The sequence below is a fragment of the Grimontia sp. AD028 genome (genome assembly GCF_000973155.1).
Lineage (GTDB): Bacteria > Pseudomonadota > Gammaproteobacteria > Enterobacterales > Vibrionaceae > Enterovibrio > Enterovibrio indicus.
Map to the genome: position 1 here is coordinate 114,022 of NZ_LASY01000003.1, position 15,422 is coordinate 129,443.

At 48.1% G+C, this 15,422-nt stretch carries 13 protein-coding genes and 1 tRNA gene; 3 read left to right on the plus strand and 11 right to left on the minus strand.

What is annotated here, in order from left to right; all coding sequences use genetic code 11:
* Window positions 1–141: 141 nt before the first annotated feature.
* From RN22_RS00685 to RN22_RS24940, 3 genes are all read right to left on the minus strand, one after another.
* Window positions 142–1,368, minus strand: a complete 1,227-nt coding sequence (locus RN22_RS00685; RefSeq protein WP_046302681.1) for an RtcB family protein — start codon at window positions 1,366–1,368, stop codon at window positions 142–144.
* A 54-nt stretch (window positions 1,369–1,422) separates the two neighbouring features.
* Entirely contained in the window at window positions 1,423–2,577 is a 1,155-nt protein-coding gene (locus tag RN22_RS00690) for a slipin family protein (RefSeq protein WP_046302682.1), read from the minus strand.
* Window positions 2,578–2,817: 240 nt separating this feature from the next.
* Window positions 2,818–2,886 (minus strand) — tRNA-OTHER (locus tag RN22_RS24940).
* A 294-nt stretch (window positions 2,887–3,180) separates the two neighbouring features.
* On the opposite strand from RN22_RS24940, the gene rtcR reads away from it, so the two are divergent.
* Window positions 3,181–4,788 (plus strand): RNA repair transcriptional activator RtcR, encoded by a 1,608-nt coding sequence (rtcR, locus tag RN22_RS00700; protein ID WP_304413639.1) that lies wholly within the window; start codon window positions 3,181–3,183, stop codon window positions 4,786–4,788.
* Window positions 4,789–4,977: 189 nt separating this feature from the next.
* Here the strand turns inward: rtcR and RN22_RS00705 are convergent, their stop codons facing one another.
* The 3 genes from RN22_RS00705 to matP are packed head-to-tail and all read right to left on the minus strand — an operon-like array spanning window position 4,978 to window position 6,149.
* Window positions 4,978–5,382 (minus strand): PPC domain-containing DNA-binding protein, encoded by a 405-nt coding sequence (locus RN22_RS00705; RefSeq protein WP_046302683.1) that lies wholly within the window; start codon window positions 5,380–5,382, stop codon window positions 4,978–4,980.
* 17 nt (window positions 5,383–5,399) lie between these two features.
* Window positions 5,400–5,690, minus strand: coding sequence for a DUF3634 family protein (locus RN22_RS00710; RefSeq protein WP_002537093.1), 291 nt, complete (start codon window positions 5,688–5,690; stop codon window positions 5,400–5,402).
* A 9-nt stretch (window positions 5,691–5,699) separates the two neighbouring features.
* The gene (matP, locus tag RN22_RS00715) at window positions 5,700–6,149 is read right to left on the minus strand and encodes a macrodomain Ter protein MatP (RefSeq protein WP_002537092.1); all 450 of its coding nucleotides are present in this window, start codon (window positions 6,147–6,149) and stop codon (window positions 5,700–5,702) included.
* A 262-nt stretch (window positions 6,150–6,411) separates the two neighbouring features.
* Here matP and RN22_RS00720 point away from each other — a divergent pair, with 262 nt between their 5' ends.
* Window positions 6,412–8,094 (plus strand): Lon protease family protein, encoded by a 1,683-nt coding sequence (locus RN22_RS00720; protein ID WP_046302684.1) that lies wholly within the window; start codon window positions 6,412–6,414, stop codon window positions 8,092–8,094.
* 63 nt (window positions 8,095–8,157) lie between these two features.
* Window positions 8,158–8,676, plus strand: coding sequence for a bifunctional 3-hydroxydecanoyl-ACP dehydratase/trans-2-decenoyl-ACP isomerase (gene fabA / locus RN22_RS00725; protein WP_002537089.1), 519 nt, complete (start codon window positions 8,158–8,160; stop codon window positions 8,674–8,676).
* 219 nt (window positions 8,677–8,895) lie between these two features.
* On the opposite strand, the gene rmf is transcribed toward fabA, so the two are convergent.
* The 5 genes from rmf to rlmKL all read right to left on the minus strand — a co-directional run bounded on the left by rmf (window position 8,896) and on the right by rlmKL (window position 15,344).
* Window positions 8,896–9,066: a ribosome modulation factor gene (rmf, locus tag RN22_RS24595; RefSeq protein ID WP_082111327.1), complete on the minus strand. Its 171-nt coding sequence runs from the start codon at window positions 9,064–9,066 to the stop codon at window positions 8,896–8,898.
* Between the two features lie 165 nt (window positions 9,067–9,231).
* The gene (locus RN22_RS00730) at window positions 9,232–11,052 is read right to left on the minus strand and encodes a DUF3466 family protein (RefSeq protein WP_046302685.1); all 1,821 of its coding nucleotides are present in this window, start codon (window positions 11,050–11,052) and stop codon (window positions 9,232–9,234) included.
* On the minus strand, window positions 11,052–12,971 hold the full coding sequence (locus RN22_RS00735; protein WP_046302686.1) for an ABC transporter ATP-binding protein: 1,920 nt from the start codon (window positions 12,969–12,971) through the stop codon (window positions 11,052–11,054). The genes RN22_RS00730 and RN22_RS00735 overlap by 1 nt, the downstream gene beginning before the upstream one ends.
* Window positions 12,958–13,212: a glutaredoxin family protein gene (locus tag RN22_RS00740; protein WP_002537084.1), complete on the minus strand. Its 255-nt coding sequence runs from the start codon at window positions 13,210–13,212 to the stop codon at window positions 12,958–12,960. The genes RN22_RS00735 and RN22_RS00740 overlap by 14 nt, the downstream gene beginning before the upstream one ends.
* Window positions 13,212–15,344: a bifunctional 23S rRNA (guanine(2069)-N(7))-methyltransferase RlmK/23S rRNA (guanine(2445)-N(2))-methyltransferase RlmL gene (gene rlmKL / locus RN22_RS00745; protein WP_046302711.1), complete on the minus strand. Its 2,133-nt coding sequence runs from the start codon at window positions 15,342–15,344 to the stop codon at window positions 13,212–13,214. The genes RN22_RS00740 and rlmKL overlap by 1 nt, the downstream gene beginning before the upstream one ends.
* Between the last annotated feature and the right edge of the window lie 78 nt (window positions 15,345–15,422).

Consider the following 15,422-nt stretch of genomic DNA (forward strand, 5'->3'; position numbering starts at 1 on the left):
TAGCAACTGAGGCCAATTCAGACCAATTGTGGCAAGATTATGGCAGCCCAACACCAATAAGTTATAGTGCATTAAGAGATATAAAACAGCAGGAGACACGCTCCTGCTTATCTTATTGATTTAACGTGTGGTCAGTCGTATTTACCCTTTCACACAAACCACTTGCTTCAGGGTATGCACCACTTCGACAAGGTCTTTCTGTGCTTCCATGACTTTGTCGATATCTTTGTAAGCGTGCGGGATTTCATCGATCACTGCTGCATCTTTTCGGCACTCAACACCTTCCGTCGCGGCAACTTGATCTTTGATGCTATAAACCTTTTTCGCCTGTGTTCTCGACATGACACGCCCTGCGCCATGACTACAGCTTTCGAAGCTTTCTGGATTGCCCAGCCCTCGAACGATGAAGGACTTCGCCCCCATGTTACCGGGGATAATCCCCAGTTCGCCCTTGCCAGCCCTCACCGCACCTTTACGGGTGACATAGCACGACTTTCCAAAGTGCGTTTCCCGCGAGATATAGTTATGGTGACAATTCACCGCCACGTCTGCCGTTTCAAATGGCACTGGGATTTGTTTTCTCAGTGCTGTAATCGCATTAATCATCATGATTTCACGGTTCTTAGCGGCGAAATCCTGCGCCCATTCGACAGCTTCAACGTAATCGTTAAAGTAGTCGCTACCCTCTTCCAGATAGGCAAGATCCTGATCGGGAAGGTGAATCTGGTGCCGTTCCATCTCTTTCTTGGCCAGTTCAATAAAGTAGGTACCTATTCGGTTTCCTACGCCACGGCTGCCAGAGTGAAGCATGATCCAAACTGCGTCGTTTTCATCCAGACACAGCTCCAGAAAGTGGTTCCCCGTTCCCATGGTGCCAAGATGGTTAACGTGATTACTTTTCTTGATGGCCGGATGCTTATGGCAGATCGCCTCGAAGCGCAGTTCCAGCTTTTTCCATTCTTTCGCTACCACGTCAGGGATGTTATGCCACGCGCCACGGTCGGTTTTCCCTCGCCCAGATGTTCTTCCATGAGGAATAGCAGACTCAAAGGCATGTCGGATACCACTTAGGTTATCCGGGAGCTGTGAGGCTTTCAGCGAGGTTTGGGTCGCTAGCATCCCGCAGCCGATATCCACTCCTACTGCCGCTGGAATGACGGCTTTGACCGATGGGATCACGCTGCCTATCGTGGCTCCCATACCAAGGTGAACATCCGGCATTACGGCAATATGGGAGTGAACAATATCCATAGATGCGATGTTATTCAGCTGTTGGCGTGCCTTATCTTCAAACGGTACGCCTTTGGTCCACGCTTTTATCGTTGCTTTGTTTTCGTTTTTAATTTCGATGTAGTTTTCAGTACACATTGTGCTTTCCTTGATGACGCGCCTTACCGTATTACCCAAGGCAAGACGCGTTTTCTATGTCATTTTCACCACGCCTTGCATGAGTCCTTCCAGACCACCATAGACGTTGAGGTTGCTGATTTTGTCCGCCACTTTTTCAAGTGCTTCCAGCTCTTTCAGGCGCATCAGTGTTGGGTTGTTTTCCATCACTTTGGCGGTGTTGTGCAAGCTTCGTGTCGCTGCCGTTTCCTCACGACGTTTGATCACGTTGGCCTCTGCCGCTTTTTGCGCTTCAACCACCTGGTTGAGAATCGCTTTGATTTCACCGGGTAAAATGATGTCTTTCATACCCACGTTGCCTAACTCGACACCGACTGCTTTCAGATTTTCTGCCACCAGCTCTTTCACGGTTTCACCCACGTAGAGCTTATCCAGCAGTAAATCGTCCAACGCTTTGGTGCCAATGGCTTCACGCAACGCTAACTGCAGCAGTTTGTAGGCGTATTGTTCGACATCGTCCACGCTGCTGGCAGCTGTTTCAGCATCCAAGATGCGGATGTTGGCGGTTAAGTTGATGCGAAGGCTAACGCGGTCTTTGGTCATGATTTCCTGACCTGACACTTCCAGAATCTGGGTGCGCGTGTCATAGCTTTTCAACTGAAACTCACGGTTGAACTGCCAATAGCCATAAGTGCCCGGAGACAGTTTTTCTGCCAGCTTGCCGTCGATATAAAGCAGACCGACATGGCTGTTTTTCACTGTCGCCACCGCTACGGGTTTCACTGCGACCGTCGATTCACTGCGTATCAAACGCGTCGCCAGGTTCACACCAGCTTTGTTGATCAAATACAGCGTTTTATCTTCCACCTGCGGTGTGTCTGCAATGTCGATACGATCCAATCGGATGTCACCGGCATCTTTCCACATAAACAGACGCTCTCCCGGTGCCACCACACCACGCAACATGCCATCAAGATACAACATGCCTACTTCTGTATCCTGAAGTTTCTCGTGTTGGATGTGCTCCTTCAAAGAGGCTGAGCCTTGGTATAAGCGCTCTCCGTTTTTCTGGTAGAAATACAGCTCGTCGATATCGAAAACTTCGAATTCAACGTCGTCTTTCATGTCCCAAATTTTGTGTAAACCCGGCATAAGCACTTGGGTTAGTTGCTGGTTTTGAAAAACCAGTGCGCGTTCGTTTTCTGCGATTTTGATGGTTTTACGAAACATAATCTTTTTCCTTGTTTAAGTGAGAAACGAAAGGACACAGCGTGACGATGCAGTGGAAACTGTCGCTCTTGGTAAAGGGAGCTTCCTGCCTGCTTTACCCCTCTGCGCGGTTGCGTCTTCATCTCATTGGTTGCTCCGTTCGTTTCCTTGTTTCAATTTGTATGCGTTATCTGAGTGGGACTCGAACCCACGACATACGAATTAACTTCGCCGTTCTACCAATTGAACTATCAGTTAAGGTGACTAGAGCGGGAATCGAACCCGCATTCACGGAGAGTTTCCGCTGCTTATCCATTTAGCTATCTGGTCAGATATTTAGGGAATCGAACCCTCGGCAGTTTCCTGCTCCCTTCCAGGGAAACGTGATTGGTATACACATTCACAATGTGAGGTGCACCGGGGTGGTATTCAGAACCACACGCCGCTAACCACGAACTTGTTATTCCAAGTCACGTGCCAGCTTCAAAAAAAGAGTAAGAATTAATTTTTATTTTATTGTTTTTATTGAATTAAAATATTTTCAGTCGATTATCAGTCACCAGATTTATTGCCAGTAATATTCAAATATTCGATACTTCTGGATATGGATATATCTTTTTGGATATGAATGTGGTGATGAAGAAAACGATTGTTGTCAGCCTTTTGGGCACACAGTTAGACAGAATTGGAAAACGGGTTGATAGATGGACGCGCTGGAGACCAAATGTCGGATTGGTTCAACAAGAAAGCCTGTCTATCGACACGCTTTATTTACTGCATGACAACCATTCCAAGCGCCTTGCCAATAACGTTGCCGTTGATATCGAATCCGTTTCGCCAGACACAAGCGTTGCCTTATGCCAGATGAACTTCGCCGATCCGTGGGATTTTGAAGAGGTGTACGCCAAGCTCTATGACTTTTGTGAAGCCATGGATTTCGACATCGATAATCATGATTACCTTTTCCACATCGCCACGGGCACTCACGTGGCACAGATTTGTAGCTACCTGCTGACGGAGAGTCGTCACTTTCCGGGTAAGCTGATCCAGTCTGCGCCAGACCTGTCCAAGGAAGATAAGACCATTGGCCGTGTGCAGATTATCGATCTGGATCTGTCTCGCTATGACCAGCTCGCCACGCGCTTTGATAATGCACGAATTGAAGACGAAACCTTTCTGAAAGGCGGTATAGAAACACGCAATGAAGCCTTCAACCGGATGATTTCGCAGATCGAAAAGGTCGCGATTCGCTCCACTGCCCCTATCCTGCTTACCGGACCAACAGGTGCAGGGAAAAGCCAACTCGCTCAGCGCATCTATCAGCTCAAAAAACGCCGCGCCTTGCTCAAGGGGGAACTTGTTACTGTGAACTGCGCAACGCTTAAAGGCATGAACGCGATGGCGGCGCTGTTTGGACATACCAAAGGCGCTTTCACGGGCGCTTCTGCGGCGCGTGAAGGTTTTCTGCGCGCCGCCGACAAAGGGCTTCTGTTTCTGGATGAAATTGGCGAGCTTGGGCTTGAGGAGCAAGCTATGTTGCTTCATGCCATCGAATACAAGCGGTTTCACCCTGTTGGCAGCGATAAGGACGTACACAGCGATTTTCAACTCATCGCCGGTACAAACCGTGATTTGAAAGCCATGGTGATAGAGGGCACGTTTCGTGAGGATTTGCTGGCGAGAATTAACTTGTGGGCGTACCCACTTCCTGGGCTAAAAGACCGCAAAGAGGATATTGAACCTAATCTGGATTATGAAGTAATGGCCTTCGCCGAGAAACATGGTGATCGCATTCGCTTCAACAAAGAAGCGCGCGATAAGTTTCTCTCCTTTGCGCTCTCTCATCAGGCGACCTGGAACAGTAACTTCCGCGACTTAAGCTCTGCAGTCACCCGATTGGGTACATTGGCGGATTCATCAAGGATCGCGGTTGAAGATGTAGACGATGAAATAGCGCGTCTCTCTGGTATGTGGAGCGGCTCGTCGAATGAAAGCGCCAGTTCCTATCTTTCTCTGTTAGATGACGAAGTCAGAGAGGATTTGGATACCTTTGACGCGCACCAGCTTAACTATGTGTTGAGTGTATGTGACCGACATGATTCGATGGCGTCTGCGGGACGAGAATTGTTCAATATCAGTCGCAAGAAAAAGGTTCAGTCTAACGACTCGGCGAGGCTTCAAAAGTATCTGGCAAAGTTTGGGGTTTCTTGGAAGGACTTGAAGAAAAAGTGAGCAATGAACTTCTTGTAAGGTAATGAAATTAAAATGGTAAATTCATAATCATGAATACTTACGCACAAAACATTTTATCTCCCTCGGGAAATTTTTCACTTTAGTGATAAGTCATTCAATTTAATGAATAAAAGACATAAAACTGCGCGAATACAAAAACGGACGCTTTGTAGGCGTCCGTTCTTGTATTTAATCTTTGCTCACCACCAGCTCGGTGTAGCCAGTATCAGGATCATGCTCTCGACTGAACCCGTAACCATCAAACTTCAGTAAACACACTTCCGCGGTGTGACTGACAACACACCCATCCATCAAGTGCCCGCCTGTGACAGCGCCTTGTTCATCCGCAACCGAAATATGTAAATGAACATGCTCTGGCGTGAGCGTGCCAGACACAGAAAGAATTTCGAATGGCTCGATTTTACTCAGCGTAGATTTTCCATCCGCCACCCGAATTTTTAATTCAGACAGGCACCCCACCAGCGAAGCAACACAGCCTGCCTGAATCTGATGCGTTTTCACCGCATCGAGAATTGACTGCTTGAGATCTGCGCCTCGGGTAAGACGAAATGCGAAGGGTTCAACGGATGACATGGCGACTTAAACGATGGTTATTTAAATGACTTGTGTGGGAAAACGTTGCGGATACGTTGCTGCACCTTGTGGTCTATATCTTTCGATAGAACCAGCTTGGCAGGATTAAAACGGTTTCGATACACCTTGATGGTGCCGCTGAAAGGCGTTCGCTTGTTGATTTCTTCACAGTCATGAAGAAAACCATGAGGAATTTTCCCTTTCTTATTAACAAGCTGACCGTCCTTAAACTTGATAAGAATAATAGGACGGTCAACCAAAAGATAAGCGAATAAAGCGATAAAGCTGGCTGCGAGAAAGTACTCCATGCAGACTCCTTACATGTCGAGCAAACTACTCAAATCCTTCTTCAGCGCATCTACTTTCTTGTTAGCATTCTGGGAACGGTTGGCCTCACCAATCAGGTATTCAATCGTGTCCGAGAGCGTCGCATCGAGTTCCTGCGCTTTCAAAGACAATTTTTCCCAAACTCTGAAGTCCAGGTCAATCGACTTTTTACGAGTGTGCTCTTGTTCAGCATTAAAGTGACGCTTACGCTTCGCACGAATCGCCTGCTTGAGCTTCGTATCAAGCTCCGAAGACATGTGCTCGCCGATCCATTCGATCACTTTTGTAGGCTCGTGTTCGAGCGCTAACAGTGACTTCACCGCGGCTTCGACCTCGCTGGTGTCGACATAACGTGTAACGTTCGCACCTTCTTTATGCTTTTTGACCAGATAGCTCCATTTCCATCCGGCTTCGAGGTTTTCAAGTTGTTGATATTTCATAATTCGAGTTTTATTTGGTTGAGAGCAAAATAAATGTGAAATACAGTGACAGCGTAACAGCAGTTTACTTTTTAATCAAATTAACTCTGCGTATCTCTTTGATCTTTTCTATTCAGATATCAAAACTGAACCCTTTTGTATCCAGGCTCTATTCACTTCGTTTCTTTAACACCGACAACTGGTTATCTTCGCTACTTTGAAGGAGCGTATTCATTTATACTCATCGGTAATTAATACACTGAAAAAGTTGATACCCAAACGTATGCAAGAAGTTTCCTGGCAGTCCGTCGTGCCGCAGTTTTCTCATGTTGAAGCGCACATTCGTCAATACGCCGCTATCGAAGCGACCTCTCCTTGTGCATTGCAACCGAGATTAAAAAGCAGCATTGAACGTCTCGTTCATGAGCATCACTTCCCGCGTCTTCTTCTGGTGACGGCACCAGATGTTTATGACTACCTGAAATTGCTCGAGAACATGACGAAAGCGGCGCTACCGTCAGAAGATATGCCTGTGGTCATCGCAGAGAATATCGATGAAGTTCAGCTGTTTGGCGCAGTGTATCCGAACAATTCAGATGTGACAACGTCACGCACTGTGAATGGTCTCCTCCATCAAGCAAATGGCGGCGTGCTTCTCATTTCTCTTGGCTGCATTCTTGCTCAACCCAACGTTTGGAGCCGATTGAAGTCCCTGCTGTCAACGAACAAGCTGGGCTGGAAAAGCGCAAAACCAGATGTTTACTGCGAGCTACCACCACCTTCAGAAATTTCCGTCAGAGTTATCGTTGTTGGCGATCGCGCATTGATGTCTGACTTTGAAGCTGGCGAGCCTGAATTGCATGGCCTGGCAAGTTACACAGAGTTCGAACAGGACATGTATCTGACCGAAGAGAACGTTGTTACCTATCTATCAGTGTTGAAAGGTCATCAACAAGCTTTCGGTATCAAACCTCTTGATCCAGAAGCCGCTCAACGTGTGATGCAGGCCGGTGCAAGATATACCGAAGATCAGGAAAGATTGCCGCTCTGCCCGCTCTGGACACAAACCTTGTTGCGTGAAGCAGACTATCAAAGTACTGGCGAGACCATTGTGGCCGCAGATGTTGAAGCTGCCATCGAGGCTAAATACTTCAGAGAGTCTTACCTGCCGTTACGCGCGGTTGATGACATTCATAAAGGTCAGGTATTCATTGATACCCGTGGCGAACACATTGGTCAGGTAAACGGCCTGACAGTCATTGAAATGCCGGGACACCCGATGGCTTACGGTGAGCCAGCCCGTATTTCCTGTGTGGTTCACTTCGGTGACGGCGATATTGCCGATGTTGAGCGTAAAGCAGAACTCGGCGGCAACATACACGCCAAAGGCATGATGATCATGCAGGCGTTCGTTAGCGCTGCGCTGGACTTAGACGAGCCACTGCCATATTCCGCGTCCATTGTATTCGAACAGTCTTACTGCGAAGTAGACGGTGACAGTGCTTCCCTTGCTGAGCTTTGTGCGTTTGTCAGTGCCTTGTCCCAAACCCCAATTAATCAAAGCATCGCCATCACCGGTGCTGTTGACCAATTTGGACGTGTACAGGCCGTTGGCGGCATCAACGAGAAAATCGAAGGCTTCTATCACATCTGTGAGCATAGAGGCCTGACAGGTGATCAAGGTGTTATCTTGCCGATGACCAACCTCAACGCGCTGTGCCTGAGCAAAGAAGTCACTGAAGCTATTCGCGACGGAAACTTCCACATTTGGGCTGTCGAACATGTTGAGGAAGCTTTCCCACTGATCACGGGCTTACCATTTAGCGGTGATGAAGAAGAGGAAAATGGTGTTGAAACTGAGACACTTCTCGGCAAAATCGCCCAGAGAATTGATGTTTTTCATCACGGTGAGACCCGTCACACATCCTTAATAAATAAGCTTAAAAACTGGTTAAACCACAACTGATCCGAGTTGTTTAGCGTACACGTGTACGCTAATCTGCTCCTATCTTTTTGCAGGAGCAGTTTAATGCTAATGAAACGCCACTCTTACGACAGAGACGACCTCCTAGCCTCTAGCCAAGGAGAGCTTTTCGGACCAGGTCGTCCACAGCTTCCAGCACCAAACATGCTGATGATGGACCGCATTTCTAACATCACGGATGAAGGTGGTGATCACGGCAAAGGCTTTATCATTGCCGAGCTAGACATTACTCCAGACCTGTGGTTCTTCGATTGCCACTTCCCTGGTGACCCAGTAATGCCTGGTTGTCTTGGCCTTGACGCGATGTGGCAACTGGTTGGCTTCTTCCTCGGATGGGTCGGTGGTGAAGGTAAAGGTCGTGCACTGGGTGTGGGCGAAGTGAAATTTACCGGTCAAATTCTGCCTACCGCAAAGAAAGTGACGTATGAAATCCAGATGAAGCGCGTTATCAACCGCAAACTGGTGATGGGTCTGGCTGACGGCCGTGTGCTGGTGGATGGCAAAGAAATCTACGTAGCGAAAGACCTGAAAGTAGGCTTGTTCCAAGACACCTCTTCTTTCTAAGTCGATATCGACACGCCAAATTCTAAACCGCCTCCGGGCGGTTTTTTGTTAATTGTGTTTTACCTCATCTCCCGCTCCCCCTAATAAGCAACGCGCTAGCCACTATCGATCTGTAACGAAGCTTAAGTAGAGTCAAATGTATATAGTTATAGTGCATTAAAGGGTAAACAAAAGCCCCGTTTTCCGGGGCTCATGTATAGTTTGGTGTGGGTTAAAAAGTTACTTCAGCATCGATACTTTCGTATCTCGACCTTCGCGCCAACCTCCTAGCCATTGGCTGCGCGCGTCCATGGCTTGATAGGGACATGTCTCAGAGGATCGACCGTTTACACCAGCTTGATAGCCTTTCGCTTGTGCTCGCTCTAAACGATCTCGCTTCTGTCTTTTCATATATTCGCCCTCTTATCCTAAGATGGTTGTATCTTTTCAGTGAGGTTTCATTCAAGTTGATCTTTTATGACCCTCACCAATTAAGATTCACGCATGGTTAATAAATAATCAAGCATCGAAAGGCTCATCCAACATAAATTTGTGAAGATGAGCCAGAAAGTGAAATTACTTTTTACGACGGAAAATACCGCCTAACGCCAGCAACCCGAGGCCTAGCACACCAATACCACCACCGCTGCGACTAATCGCTTTTTCTTCGTAAGGGCGCGGAGTAATTTGATCAGTGCCACCACGGGTAAGTTTTACTGCGACCAGTTCTTCTTCACCATTGCACAGCGCGTCATGTGCGACTGAAGAATAACCATCAGCACAGTAAAATGCTGAAGCTGCAATCGCACCATCGTCATTAATATCAAAGGCTTCTGCAATGCGGAATCGGTTGTTACCACCTAAATTTCCATCATTCGTCAGGTCATCCAAAAGCCAAGCAGACGAACTGCCGATCGCCCCACCATGTGCATAGATGTAGCCACGTTGACGGCGTGAACGATCCCGAGCGTTTTCAGTGTCTATCTTACCTACCAACTGGTTATTGACGTTGATAGCGGCGGCAGTACCGTTATAGCCCGTAAAGAACAGAGCATTTTGAGAAGCGCCCAGAAGTGTCGTCGAATTGCCGTCGTTAACGAAAATAGTTTCTGCATAAGCACCGTTATTCAAACGCGCGCTTTTAGCCACACCGACAACTAGACCGTTTTCATTGATGTCGTTAGCTTCCGAGTAACTGTAAACATCTCTGTCGGAAAAAGCTTTAATAGGAGACATATCCCAGCAACTTTCGTCTGAGTTTGACGTTAGGTTGGCAATACAGTCCGCAAAATTCGTTTTGGGCACGAATTTAACGGCGCGAGCATAGAATCGTCTGTCGTTGTAAGTGCTGAAACCAACCATAGTTGGCGCATTGTCACTAACTATCGCAGCCGCATTGACGCTCGCTTGTGCTGTGTCATCTCCATTACCGCTAGAACCATTTGGAAAATCTGCAATGGTAAATGCGTTAAGCGGTGTCGATGTATCTCCTACAGATGGAAGCCAGATAGAAGCCTGGTTGGCAAACTGGAAGTACTGACAGGCACGGTTCGAGTAATCAAGGCTGTTGGCACAGCTTGAAAGACTCCCTAAGCCACTATCCTGTGGGGCTTTGCTTCCATTTCCAACATCAGCCATATTTGCCACTGAAGCAGAACCGAAAACAATTGTCTTACCTGCCGCATCAATTACACCGTTGGCGTTGGTTTGCCCAATACCATCTATAACGGAGCCCAAACCAGTCGGTGGCAATAGCTCTGCGTCACCGTAGAAGCCTCTTCTTTGGAAAGCACGCGCATTGTTAGAGCCTACTTTGAAGTAAGGGCTACTTGAAGCACCTACCGGAATTGAACCACTAACTGCATTTATAACCACATTTGTCGAGGCTGGATCAGGATTGCTCAAAGAAGTATCCGCAATGCCATCGCCAAATGGATTTACATCAGCACCATCCAGCTTGGCAACACTATTGCTGCTAAACCCTTGTGTCCAAGCATCGATTTCTTTCTTTAGACCACCAAGACAGTTTTGTTCGCTGTCTTGGCTATTACAGACGGTTCCGCTGGCTTGAACGCCATACCATCTCTCGTCAGCCCACTCTTCACAGGTGTTATAGCCGAGATAATCACGACAATAGCGGTAAAGGTCATCCTGACTGTTGATGAAGTGCTCGACATCCACCATATAAGGCAGTTCTTCTGAATAATTCAGACCAACCGGCCCACTTAGCCCTTCTACGGCTACCTTCGAAGAATCAGAAGAAATAGCGGTTGCCTGAGAGGAATTGCTTGAAGGCGAGTCCAATAGTTGAACTTGGTAATAAGCAGCATTTGCTACCGCAGGGATACCTGCTACCGCAAGCGCGATAGCAGATAGTTTGAATTTGTTGAATTGCATTACGATTCCTTTTGCATCTCTTCGAGTTCTTCCCATCGTTCAAAGGCGGTTTCCAACTCAGCTTCTGCTTCGCTCAAACGCTGCAGAACAGGCTGTGTTTCTTCCGTGCTTTTCTGGAAGAACGCAGGATCGTTTACCGATTCCTGTATTTGCGCGATTTCATTCTCTAGGTTTTCAATAAGCTGTGGAAGTGCTTCAAGCTCTCTTTGCAACTTGTAAGACAGTTTTTTGCCTGGCTTATTGTTATTTGCCTGTTTTTTAGGCGCTTCTTCCTTTGGAGTTTCCTTCGCTTTCGGTTTTTCTGACTCGATGGTCTTGAGATAGTTCTCACGTTGCTGCATCGCATCGTGATAGCCACCGACAAATTTGCGGATGACACCATCGCCTTCAAAAATCCAGCTATGGGTAACGGTATTGTCGACGAACTGACGATCGTGGCTCACCAACAGTAACGTACCCTGATAATTGGCAAGCAATTCTTCCAAAAGTTCCAGCGTTTCGATGTCCAAATCGTTGGTTGGTTCATCGAGCACCAAAAGATTGCAGGGTTTTAGGAAAATTCGTGCCAACAGAAGCCTGTTTTTCTCACCACCAGACAGCGCTTTTACCGGCGTACGAGCACGGCGTGGGTGGAACAGGAAGTCTTGTAGATAACCGAGCACATGTCGCTTACGGCCCCCTACTTCTACTTCCATCTTGCCTTCTGCCAGGTTGTCGATAACTGTCTTTTCCGGATCCAGTTTTTCGCGGTACTGGTCAAAGTAAGCGACTTCCAACTTGGTACCCACATGGAACTTACCGGAGTCTGGCGCGATTTTTTCCAGCATCAGCTTCAACAGCGTACTTTTACCGCAGCCATTGGGTCCGATCAGCGCAATACGGTCACCGCGCATCACATTGAAACTGAAGTCACCGATGATCTTTTTACCATCCCAGTGGTAGTCGATGTCACTCGCTTCAAACACAATCTTGCCCGAGCGCACAGCTTCATCCAGTTGAATGTTTGCATTGCCCTGCACTTCTACGCGATCCGCACGCTCTCGACGAAGCTGTTTCAGAGCGCGCACACGACCTTCATTGCGGGTACGACGTGCTTTGATGCCCTGACGAATCCAGGTTTCTTCCTGAGCCAGCTTCTTATCGAATTCAGCATTCTGCTCAGCCTCTACCCGGAGCATCTCTTCTTTGCCTTCTAGGTACTTCTCGTAGTCGCCCGGCCAGGAAGTCAGTTGGCCACGGTCCAAATCGACAATACGGGTTGCCATAGATCGAATAAATGCACGGTCGTGTGAGATGAAGACGATGGCACCTTTGAAATCTTTCAGGAAGGTTTCCAGCCAGATGATGGTCGCCACATCTAGGTGGTTGGTTGGCTCATCAAGCAGCAGAACGTCTGGATCACACACCAGCGCGCGAGCCAGCGCCGCTTTGCGCTGCCAGCCACCAGAGAGCTCAGACAGCTTTTTAGTGCCATCCAGTTTCAACGCGCCTAGTACCGTGGTCAGTTGGTTTTCAAAACGCCACGCACCTGAATGTTCCAGTTGCTCTTGAACACGTGCCAAGCGATTAATGTTCTTCTCGCTTGGGTCATGCTCAATTAAACCCAGAAGGTCGTGATACTCTTTGAGTTGCGCACCAACCTCTGCCAATCCTTCAGCGACATAATCAACAACACTTCCCTCAGCATCACGCGGAGGATCCTGCTCTAGGCGGGAAACTTTTAGATCTTGTTGGCGGTTAATGCTGCCGTCGTCGAGTTGAACGGTGCCATGAATCACCTTCATTAAGGTCGATTTACCTGCGCCATTACGGCCAACCAAACAAACCCGCTCGCCCTGCTGCAGGACAAACTCTGCGTGATCCAGCAACGGGTTATCACCATAAGCCAGTTGCGCGTTAGTGATGTTAATCAATGCCATGTTTTACTAACCAAGTGTTTAAAGCTGAAGAATCGAATGGCCAGCCCAGTTCATCGTCGACTGAGCCGTCATTATTTTGGAGAGAAAGCACCGGAATAGTGACGCCGTAACGCTCAAACAAAGCGTCATCAAACGCTATGTCTACAACGCGCAAGGCAGCGGTTTTACCCGCTGCCTGATATAGCGCCAATGCCTCTTCACATAAGTGACACCCTTCCGTGCTGTAGAGGATTAAGGCCATTAACCTTCCTTGTGTGTGATAATCCAACAGTTATGAATCTGCTTGTTACGCTCAAAATCCATAGGGATTGAGCGATTTGTGATGTTCTGAGCTTGTAAGCCTACCTCTGCCAGCGCTTCGACATCCATTTTGAAGTTACGCTTGTTGTTAGAGAAGACGATTTCGCCGCCTTCACGCAGCAGGCGCTTAAGCTCTGTCATCAGTTTGATGTGATCTCGTTGGACATCAAACGTATCGAGCATGCGCTTGGAGTTTGAGAAAGTCGGCGGATCGATAAAGATGAGATCATATTGGCCTTTTGCCAACGACAGCCACTTCAGGCAGTCTGCTTGCTCAAACATGTGCTGGCGACCTACTTTGCCGTTAAGCTTCATGTTGCGCTCAGCCCACGCAAGATAGGTTTTCGACATATCTACCGTGGTCGTTGATTTAGCACCGCCTACTGCTGCGTGAACGGTCGCTGTGCCGGTGTAAGCAAACAGGTTGAGGAAATCTTTGCCTTTCGCTTTTTCACCCAGCATCTTGCGTGTATAGCGGTGATCCAGGAATAAGCCAGTATCTAGGTAATCGTAGAGATTCACCTCTAATGTCACACCGTACTCGTGAACCTTCATAAAGCGTTTGGCTTCACCTAACTTCTCGTACTGGTTGGTACCCTTTTGCTTCTCTCGGGTTTTCAACACCACGTTATTGGCATTGACGCCCGTAACAGCGATAGTGGCGCGAACCATGTCCAGCAGACGACGACGTGCCTTCTCTTCTGGGACGGTTTTAGGTGGTGCATATTCCTGAATAACAATGTTGTCGCTGTAACGGTCAATTGCCGCGTTGTACTCTGGCAGGTCTGAATCGTATAGACGGTAACATTCAACACCTTGTTGCTTAGCCCACTTTTCTAACTTTTTGATATTTTTGCGAAGACGGTTGGTAAACTCAGGCGCCACATCAGCGACCGGCGCAGGCTCACCCTGTGACGTTGTCACCTCACCACGTGCGGTAATGTGATAAGTCTTCATCACACAGTCAAGCGCGCCATTACGGAGCTTGTAAGTATTGTCTGCTCGCATGCGCAAGCAGCTCAGCAACTCGTCAGAACCCGAGTAGATGGATGCAATTGAGCCTTTAAACTGGCTCTTCAACTGAACGCCTAACTGGGTATATAACGCTATAAGGCCTGGCGTAGTGCCCAGACGCTCACCATATGGAGGGTTACAAATGATGTTGCCCTCTTCGAAGCCTTCTGGACGCGTTAGTTCCGCTGCGTCACCTAACTCAAACTGAATCAGGTCTGCTACTCCTGCACGACGGGCGTTTGCTTTGGCGGTTTCCAGCACGCGACGGTCGTTATCGAAGCCGAAGAATTTACTTTCGCACTTCGCAGGGCCTTTCTTCGACTTGAAAGTTACTTCTGCGTGTACTTCCATCCACTCTTCACGATTGAATGATTTCAGTGCTTCAAAGCCCCAACGCTTGCGTTTCAGGCCTGGCGCCACTTCCGCGGCCATCATCGCCGCTTCAATCAGCAAGGTACCGGAACCACACATTGGGTCCAGCAAAGGCTTATCAAACGTCCAACCACTTTTCATGACCAATGCCGCAGCATTGGTTTCACGAAGCGGTGCAGCACCAGATTCAGTGCGATAGCCGCGTTGGTGCAAGCCAGAACCCACCATGTCGATACCCAGTAGGCCTTGCTCTTTAGAGAGTCGCATGTGAATGCGTAGGTCTGGTTGCTCACGATCGATGCTAGGGCGATCCAAGTCCGCCTTGACGAAGCGGTCTACAATCGCGTCTTTCACTTTCAGCGCACCATACTGGCTGTTTCGGATTTCACGGTTTGTACCATTGAAATCAACAGCAATACGCTTTCTCTCGCTGAAATATTGCGGCCAGTTAATGGCAGATGCGCCCAGATACAGGTCCATGTCGTCACGCACAGCGAATTCACCCAAAACAAGAATGAAGCGTGACGCCGTGCGGCTCCATAAACAGCACGTGTAGAGAGTTTTTTCATCCGCGCGGAAGCGAACACCGGCGCTTACAGCTTTCACACTGCTGGCACCCAGTTTTTGTAGTTCTTCTGCTAGCAAATTTTCTAAACCGCGGGAGGTAATGGCTAAATATTGATTCATGGAAATGGATTCTGAGGAATGTTGCGCGCGATTATAAACGAATTCAGACGCCAACGCTCTATCAAGGGTGATATATCT